This is a genomic window from Weissella hellenica, assembly GCF_005405545.1.
Taxonomy (GTDB): Bacteria; Bacillota; Bacilli; order Lactobacillales; family Lactobacillaceae; genus Weissella; species Weissella hellenica.
In genome coordinates, this window is sequence record NZ_BJEG01000009.1 from 1 (window position 1) to 8,605 (window position 8,605).

Annotated in this window: 11 protein-coding genes and 2 pseudogenes; 6 read left to right on the plus strand and 7 right to left on the minus strand. The window is 42.6% G+C overall.

Going from position 1 to position 8,605, the window contains the following annotated elements:
• Positions 1–62: 62 nt before the first annotated feature.
• From FFM61_RS09100 to FFM61_RS05675, 6 genes and pseudogenes are all read left to right on the plus strand, one after another.
• Positions 63–266 (plus strand): annotated as a pseudogene (locus FFM61_RS09100) (prolipoprotein diacylglyceryl transferase family protein); the annotation flags it as partial.
• A complete protein-coding gene (locus FFM61_RS05655; RefSeq protein ID WP_002307648.1) occupies positions 250–474 on the plus strand; it encodes a DUF2933 domain-containing protein in 225 nt (74 codons plus the stop codon). The pseudogene FFM61_RS09100 and the gene FFM61_RS05655, both read left to right, overlap by 17 nt.
• Positions 471–656 carry a DUF2933 domain-containing protein gene (locus FFM61_RS05660; protein WP_002307645.1) on the plus strand — a complete coding sequence of 62 codons (186 nt, stop codon included), beginning with the start codon at positions 471–473 and terminating at the stop codon, positions 654–656. Before FFM61_RS05655 ends, FFM61_RS05660 begins: the two co-directional genes overlap by 4 nt.
• Positions 657–888: 232 nt before the next feature.
• A pseudogene (locus FFM61_RS05665) lies at positions 889–2,414 on the plus strand (ABC transporter permease/substrate-binding protein).
• Positions 2,415–3,386 carry an ABC transporter ATP-binding protein gene (locus FFM61_RS05670; RefSeq protein ID WP_074426897.1) on the plus strand — a complete coding sequence of 324 codons (972 nt, stop codon included), beginning with the start codon at positions 2,415–2,417 and terminating at the stop codon, positions 3,384–3,386.
• Between the two features lie 77 nt (positions 3,387–3,463).
• Entirely contained in the window at positions 3,464–4,795 is a 1,332-nt protein-coding gene (locus tag FFM61_RS05675; protein WP_074426898.1) for a dihydrolipoyl dehydrogenase family protein, read from the plus strand.
• A 427-nt stretch (positions 4,796–5,222) separates the two neighbouring features.
• Here the strand turns inward: FFM61_RS05675 and FFM61_RS05680 are convergent, their stop codons facing one another.
• From FFM61_RS05680 to FFM61_RS05710, 7 genes are all read right to left on the minus strand, one after another.
• A complete protein-coding gene (locus FFM61_RS05680; RefSeq protein ID WP_074426899.1) occupies positions 5,223–5,906 on the minus strand; it encodes an IS6 family transposase in 684 nt (227 codons plus the stop codon).
• 283 nt (positions 5,907–6,189) lie between these two features.
• Positions 6,190–6,432 (minus strand): hypothetical protein, encoded by a 243-nt coding sequence (locus FFM61_RS05685; RefSeq protein WP_074426900.1) that lies wholly within the window; start codon positions 6,430–6,432, stop codon positions 6,190–6,192.
• Positions 6,433–6,652: 220 nt separating this feature from the next.
• Positions 6,653–6,922: a hypothetical protein gene (locus FFM61_RS05690; protein WP_074426901.1), complete on the minus strand. Its 270-nt coding sequence runs from the start codon at positions 6,920–6,922 to the stop codon at positions 6,653–6,655.
• Positions 6,923–7,260: 338 nt separating this feature from the next.
• Positions 7,261–7,461, minus strand: a complete 201-nt coding sequence (locus tag FFM61_RS05695) for a DpnD/PcfM family protein (RefSeq protein ID WP_074426902.1) — start codon at positions 7,459–7,461, stop codon at positions 7,261–7,263.
• A gap of 8 nt (positions 7,462–7,469) precedes the next feature.
• On the minus strand, positions 7,470–7,655 hold the full coding sequence (locus tag FFM61_RS05700) for a hypothetical protein (RefSeq protein WP_074426903.1): 186 nt from the start codon (positions 7,653–7,655) through the stop codon (positions 7,470–7,472).
• The gene (locus FFM61_RS05705) at positions 7,655–8,086 is read right to left on the minus strand and encodes a hypothetical protein (protein ID WP_074426904.1); all 432 of its coding nucleotides are present in this window, start codon (positions 8,084–8,086) and stop codon (positions 7,655–7,657) included. The genes FFM61_RS05700 and FFM61_RS05705 overlap by 1 nt, the downstream gene beginning before the upstream one ends.
• Before the next feature lie 2 nt (positions 8,087–8,088).
• Entirely contained in the window at positions 8,089–8,343 is a 255-nt protein-coding gene (locus tag FFM61_RS05710; protein WP_074426905.1) for a hypothetical protein, read from the minus strand.
• Positions 8,344–8,605 lie beyond the last annotated feature (262 nt).

Sequence of the window (8,605 nt, forward strand, 5' to 3'; positions counted from 1 at the left end):
AAGATATCAACCTAGTCAACACGAACGTGTTGATAATCAGCTCAAAGAAAAAATTAAATTGATTTGGGAAAATAATTTTAATTTATGTTTCACTATATTTCGTCGGGAGATTCTGGATTGAAGGATTACGGACCGACAGTTTAATGCTAACAGCAAACTTGAGAATGGCTCAAGTCCTGTCCATAGTCCTATTAATTGGCTCTATATTAACTTACATCTATCTCAAAAAATCTAAGGAGGAAGATTCACATGGAAGCATTACTTAATCTCTTACCACTACTATTACTACTAATTTGCCCTATCTCAATGATGTTTATGCATAAAGGGCACGGACATGCTGGGCATCATCATATGCATGGAGAAGATCATTCAAAACACACTGGTTCCGAAAATGATATAGCAAGTTTAAAAATCCAAACTGAGCAATTAAAAGAAGAAGTTGCTACTCTAAAGAACTTAGTTAAGGAGCGATGACAATGCAGTGGTTATTACTTTTATTATGTCCGATAATGATGATATTTATGATGAGGGGTATGCACTCAGGATCGCATAATGAAAAAGATGACGAACAATTGAAACAGGATCTTGAAAATTTAAAAGAGCAAAATGATATCTTAAGTAGTGAACTAAGCGATTTGAAGTCAAGGTTAAAATAAGTTAAAGGAGGCGTGACATAAGTTACCTAGTTACGCTCTCCAAAAAACAAGGAGCACTTGGAAATCATGAGATTTTAAATTAATGAATAATTTTAACGTGAAACTACAATAGTTACAAAATTTAGTGAATTGCCGGTGCGTATTACTATGATTTTTGGCGCATTATGCTACGATTAAATACATGGATAATTAAGAAGTTATTAAGCAATAAAGGTGAGCACTGGAGGTTAGCATGCAGACATTAATACAGACGTTTATAGATCGACGCGGGGATTTGCTGACTGCGCTATGGCAACACTTGGGGATTTCATTAGCATCATTAGTCATCGCAATGGTAATTGCGATTCCGTTGGCTATTTGGGTCGTTCGACGACCACGGTGGGCCGAGGGATTATTACAGCTCACGAGTGTCTTACAGACGATTCCGTCTTTGGCACTGTTAGGGTTATTGATTCCGTTAGTTGGGATTGGAACGGTGCCAGCAGTAATTGCGCTGGTGATCTATGCTTTACTGCCAATTTTTCAAAATACTTATTTGGGTATCTCAGAAATTGACGCCTCAATTGAAGAGGCCGCCAATGCCTTTGGGATGTCACGAATGCGTAAGTTGTTTAAAGTTGAACTACCCATTGCCCTACCACAGATCATTGCTGGGATTCGGACCGCGCTCGTCTTAATTATTGGGACGGCTACTTTGGCCGCTTTGATTGGTGCTGGGGGTCTCGGGACCTTTATCATGCTCGGTATTGACCGTAATGATACCTCGTTATTATTGATTGGGGCTATCTCATCAGCATTGTTAGCAATTCTGCTGAGTGCGCTCGTTCGGTGGTTTCAAACGGCTAAACCACGCCACGCCTTAATTGTCTTTGTCGGTATTTTAGCTTTACTAGGTGGTGGCGGGGCTTATAGTGTTTATGCCAATCGAGTTGAAACAATTACGATTGCAGGTAAACTCGTTCTGAACCAGAAATCTTGATTAATATGTATAAGCAGCTGATTGAAGCTGAAGATGAGCATGTTCATGTGACGCTCAAGCCTAACTTTGGCAAGACCACGTTCTTATTCAGCGCGTTAAAGAATAATCAGGTTAATATTTATCCTGAATTTACTGGCTCGGTGCTGGAGACCTTAGGTAAGGGAAATAACCCAGCTGGTCAAACAGCTAACCAGACCTATCAGCTCGCCAAACAGCGCCTCGCTAAACAGGAAAAAATGACTTACTTGAAGCCGATGCAGTATAACAATACGTACGCATTGGCAGTGACTAAGAAATTTCAACAAGAACATCATTTGAAGATAATCAGCGACTTAACGCAAGTTGAATCGATTCTGAAACCCGGAATGACCCTAGAGTTTATTGATCGTAATGATGGCTTAAAAGGAATCAAGAAGACTTATGGGTTAGACGTGACTGCAAAGTCGATGGAGCCGGCGCTACGCTATGAAGCTATCAGTAAGGGGAAAATCAACTTGGTAGATGCCTATGCGACGGATAGTGAATTACGGCAGTATCACTTGGCCTTATTGAAGGATAACAAGCACTTCTTCCCAACGTATCAAGGGGCACCGTTGATGAAGACGAGCTTTGCCAACAAACATCCTAAGGTCGTTAAAGCGTTGAATAAGTTAGCAGGAAAGATTTCAGAAACTGATATGCAAGAAATGAACTATGAAGTCAATGTTAAGAAGCAGTCCGCTTCGACGGTTGCACATCGCTATCTTGTGAAGCACGGTTTATTGAAGGAGGGACGTTAAATGACAACGGCAATTGAATTTCAACACGTCCAGAAAGACTTTAATGGGCAGACCGTGATTCCCGACCTTAATTTAACGATTGACCAGGGTGAGCTATTTGTTTTGGTAGGGACTTCTAGGAGTGGCAAAACGACGTCACTTAAAATGATCAACTGCTTAGAGCCATTGACGGCTGGTAAAATCCTAGTTAATGGTACTGATACAACCACGATACCAGTCCGAAGTCTACGGTGGCAAATGGGGTATGTCTTACAGCAAATTGCCTTGTTCCCAACGATGACGGTGGCGCAAAATATCGCCGTGATTCCAGAAATGAAAGGGACAGCTAAGAAGGAAATTAATCAAACGATTGATGAGCTATTGGCGGAAGTTGGCCTCGATCCAAAGGAATACCGTGACCGGATGCCGTCAGAATTATCCGGTGGTGAGCAGCAACGCATCGGTATCTTACGGGCGATTGCGGCGCAACCAGATATTGTTTTGATGGATGAACCATTTAGTGCGTTAGACCCCATCTCGCGGCAACAATTGCAAGACTTGGTCTTACGGCTACACGCCCGCTATCACAACACGATCGTCTTCGTGACGCATGATATGAATGAGGCGTTGAAGTTGGGTGACCGGATCGGTGTCATGCAACACGGTCAGTTAATACAAGTCGATACGCCGGCTGCTCTGGCTCAGCATCCAGTGAACGACTTTGTGCGGAACTTCTTTGGCGCGAGCCGAGCTAAAAATGTCTATGATGTCTACGTTGGGCGTGTAGGGCTTATTCAGGGTTATCTCACAGAAAAACCCAGTGTTGCGAGTGGTCGGATTCAATCGTTAGACGTTCAAGCCACGTTACGCACCGCCTTTACGGCATTGACAGATCACGATTATGTGGCGGTCACGGAAGAAAATCGGGTTGTTGGCTATTTGGATAGCCAACGAATCGTGGCTTACTTGAGTCAACATGAAGAAGTATCTTAATCGTCAATTAAGGATGAATCAGTTACACTAGGTTGTGATAATTGATGGTCGCTAATGAATTTAAGGAGGAATTTCGAATGGCGGAACAGTACGATGTTGTTGTGATTGGTGGCGGACCAGCCGGCAATGCCATGGCTAGCGGATTAAAGGCTCAGGGCAAGACAGTGTTGATCGTTGAAGCGGATCTGTGGGGCGGCACTTGTCCTAACCGCGGTTGTGACCCTAAGAAAATCCTATTAAGCGCCGTCGAAGCGCGACAAGCAGCGCAACATTTACAAGGGCAGGGCCTGATTGGTGCGCCCAAAATTGATTGGCCAGCACTGATGGCGCATAAACGAGGCTATACGGATGGCATCAACGATGGGACGTTGAACGGACTAAAGGGGCAAGATATTGCGACGTTACATGGTCAAGCGCACTTTCAATCCGACAATCAGTTAGCGGTCGGGGATCGAGTAGTCAGTGCGACTGATTACGTGATTGCCACTGGTCAGCGTCCGGCGATTCTACCGATTACCGGGCACGAATACTTTAAGACGAGCACTGACTTCTTAGATTTGGACCAGATGCCTAAACGCGTGACATTCGTAGGTGGTGGCTACGTAGGCTTTGAATTGGCGACGATTGCGAATGCCGCTGGCGCTGATGTGCACGTGATTCATCATAATGACCGCCCGTTAAAAGCTTTTGATGCAGATTTGGTTAAGGATTTGATGGCCGCAATGACGGCTGATGGAATCACGTTTGACTTGAATACGGATGTCCAAGCAATTACTAAAACGGCGACCGGTCTACAATTGACAGCTGATAATTTCGAGCTGACAACGGATCTGGTCATCAGCTCAGCGGGACGGATTCCGAACGCGGACCAGTTAGGTCTAGCCAACGTGGGCGTTACCTTTGATCGGCATGGGATTCAAGTCAACGATCATTTGCAGACGGCCAACCCGCACATTTATGCCATTGGGGATGTCAGCGATACACCGGTACCGAAGTTAACGCCAGTTGCAGGTTTTGAAGCGCGTTATCTGGTCGGTGAGTTGACGCATCCCGGCGCAGCCATAAAGTATCCCGTTGTGCCAACGCAGGTTTTTGCAGCGCCCAAGTTAGCGCAAGTCGGGATCAGAGCGGCCGCGGCGACTGAGCATCCAGATGAGTATCGTGTCAATACACTTGATATGACGAAGTGGTTCACTTATTACCGCTTTGGCGCACAACAAGCCCAAGCTAAAGTAGTGGTTGCTAAAGCGAGTGGGCAGGTTGTGGGTGCTACCCTTCTAAGTGATGTTGCCGACGAGATGATTAACTACTTCACGTTGTTAATTGAAAAACACGTGACTTTACCAGATTTACAACGGTTGGTATTGGCTTACCCAACGCCGGCTAGTGACTTACAATATTTGTATTAATGTGTGGTTGAATTAAATCAACGTCCTCGCAAAGTGTTAAACTATGAAACCCCATATGAAGTATTTTTTGACAAACCGTTGCACTTAGTTTGACAATTCGCCGAACACAAAAAAGAGTATCCTGGTTATTTATTCTCTGAAACAGAGAATAAAGATATTTTTTTAAAATACTCAATTAGCAAAATCATAGAGAAACATGATGCACAATTGAACAGCGATAGTCTTTGGAATAACCCTGAAATAAAAGCGCTACAAGGAGTTACGCCCCAAATGATTCTTACAACTAATTATGATCTTTTATTAGAGAAGGTTTTTCGCAGTATGATTCATATATAGGCTAAGATTCAATAAAGAGTAATCTAAATGGATCTGGTGCAAACAGTGTGAGAGATGACCATCTAACCAGCTATTGATCCTATGTTGAAGGTTATGCAGCTAACAATGCTTCTAATTCGTCCACGACTGAGAACCCGATGAGACTTAACTCTCGTCGGGTTCTTTTGCGTATTGCGTGAACAATTTCCACACCGCTCAACGTTGCACTAGCGGTTCGAATGCTTTGAAAGCTTGCTGAGCGGACACGATGACGTTTAATGAATCGGTGGTCCTGTTCAATCAAATTATTTCGATATTTGGAACATTGGTGGGCTGATTTGCTAAAATAGTCTTGCTTTATCAGGTGCTTCACTGCTTTCAGTGTTGCCCGATATTGATCAGTGACTAATCGATCAGGCCGACCATTGGTCGTCAAGAGACGCTTCAAAAAGTGATAGGATGCGGTATAATCGCGGTGTTTTCGTAGCTCAAAATCCATGGTCAAACCGTTACTGTCAATAGCGCGATACAAATAGGCCCAACGGCCTTTAACTCGAATATAGGTCTCATCGATTCGCCAACTTTTAGCGTGAGCTGTTTGATGCCGACGCCATAGAGCCTTAAAGATGGGGCCATAGTGATGAACCCAACGCATGACCGTGGTGTGATGAACAGTGATACCCCGATCCCGAAGCAATTCAACGATGTCACGATAGCTGAGACTGAATCTGAAATAGTAGCCAACGGCTACTAAGATGATGTCCTTTTGAAAGTGGCGTCCCTTAAAGTGATTCATGCGCGCAATCCCTCGTTTCTTGGCACCCAGTATACTAAAATCAAGTCAGCGAGGAAAATTTGCACCAGAACCATATTAAAAAGTGACATAACTTAACAGTAATGTCGCTTTTTTATTGTAATGAAATAATTTGACATAACAATGGTTATAGTTAGTTGTTGATTTGACGGGCTTGTCAATGGTTTGTGCAGTCACGTCAATTCACAAACTCATTTTTTAGTTGGCAGCCAAGTTCACAAGCAAAAATTTTGCGAAATTTCACAATCTAGACCATTCATTAAATTTAGGGTTGATTCAAGCAATATTGTTGCCATTTATTGTGCATGTAACGCCATGACCAACCAAGACAAAAGGCGATGCCACAGAGTAACCACGTTAATAAAATCATGAATAACTTGCCTAATAGTCCTAATATTAACTTAGCAATGCCTAAAATAATGCCAAAAATATAGGCAACGAGTTTGGCTGTCCAGCCAAGCAACACCCAAAAAATGGCAAAGAAGATAATTAAAATGAAGTAGGGCATCAGGGGCCTCCTTTCTGTCGGTTCTTAATGACATATGTATCCCAACTCAACCATGAGTTAGGTTTCTGGCACACAGGTGTCAACAATTTGTTTTCAAGTTAATTGTCATGCATTAAAGAAGCATTTTTTTGCCAGAGCGATATTTTAAGGCAGCCACGTCCCTAGGTTTAATATAACATGATTCAGTTTTTGCAGTAGTTGTTAGGTTTTAATAGCTGCGTTACCAATTAGGCAGTTCTTGATTAATGATTTGCTGTAAATTTGATAGAAAATGGGCATCAGACATGGTGGCTTGAAATGCCATCGCTAGGATACCACCTAAATAATTTACAAAATAGTGGGCGATAGCGGTATCACTGACCGTTAACCGAAAGGTTGCTGCTGCTAAATTGGGGGTGTTGGCGTCAATATCAACCGAAACTTGATTGAGATGTTGTTGGACGCATAATTGATAAGTGTTTGCTGGGGTTGTAATGGTTGTCTTTATCATGTAGTTGCCTCCCTAAAAATTTTCTGTTGGTCAATTGGCTTTGATTAACTAACCAAACTTTCATTTTGACAGGAGAAGTGTGATATAGGCACTGGCCAATGACAAGGGCAGCGGAGCTGTGCTATTTACCCTTGTCATTGGTCCGTAGTGTTGCTTAGGGCATTAGCCCTTAGCAATCACTGTCTATATTAGAGTTTGGATGGCAAAAAGAAAGGTGCAGTAATCTAAGACGGTTGCGCCGAGCGAAACCGTTTGTCACCGGTGGGGTCGGGGGTACAAGGGAGCCCCGCTTGCGGGGACTGGGGCACGTAGAGAAGGGCGCAGTGCGCCCCAGTGATTTAGATTTCAACCCAACCATTGTCAGTGGTTGGCGTATTGATGAGATATTGGGCATCTGTTAAGTCGGTAGCAGATAACACGACTTGTTCATTCTGATAGGCTTGTCTTACTTGTTGGTCAAGGTCATTTTCACTATCGACCGTAAGAGCAACGGTACGGGTTAGGGTTTCTTCAAATGTGACATAAATTTCTTTTTTCATGGTTTCACTTACCTTTCAAAATCGTTTTTAACATGTAGATGAACCGTTTGGGTATCATCTGGGGTTAGAATAATCTCGCCGTTATCGTACATGAGCATGGCTTGTTGACTTAAATCATCAATGTTCATTTCAGGAGTTAATTCAAGGGTCACTTCTTTTTGACGATATTCTTCAAATAAAACACGGACTTTCATTAGTTGTCTCCTTCATTTTTAAAGTGATACAATGTGCCATTTTCTAATACTTCATTAAAGGTTGTATGTGTTTGTTCATTTAACATATGCGCCTTTTTTGTTTGCTCAAATTCATCAGTGGCAACGGATAACGCTTGATACTGACTAGCTGACATAGTACTGGGTTTAACGCCGGCATCAATTAAAACTAAGGCTTGAAAGAATAACCGGGGGCTTTCTTTTTGTAAGCCAATTAACATGTTGTAAATCGTTTCAACCAGTTTCACACTGACATTTGCCGATACCATTTCTTCATAACCAGTGCCTAAAGCTTTTTTGTAGTGTTCTTTAGGCACTTTAGTTTCTTGATAACCGTAGGTTATATCTGCCATAGCTTGTGCCATTTTAGCAATGGGTAGTTTTGTAAAATCATCATAATAAGTTTTGGTCATGGTTATTCTCCTTGTTCAGCGTATTTAAGCAATGTTTTTAAACTTTCGACATCTTTTTCATAGTCGGCATTACTTAAACGAATGGTTACTTGTTCATGATGCGCTTTTGCTAATTGTAAAGCGGTTATTAAGTTATCAATTTCTTCAGTTGATAAATCAATATCAGCAAAATTATCATTTGCAAAAGGTAGCGGTGTGGGTCGAAAACCACGCCATGCTAAAAACGTTAATGAAAAATCGGTTAAATTTTGAGACATAGTAAAACTCCTTTAATGTTGACTAGGTGTGCCGAAAATTTTTTCTGCCAGCAAACACCTGTTGTTGCTGGGTTTGTCGTTGTGACGGGAAATTTTTAGCAGATAGCGGGGCCAAGCACAAGGGCGGCGTAGCCGTGTTATTTACCCTTGTGCTTGGTCCTAGTTGTCCTTAGTCGCTGGCGACTTAGGACTAACTGCTGTCATGCTATAAATGATAGGCACATAAGGCAGGCCCAGTGACATCAGGTGGTGGCAGGCGTAA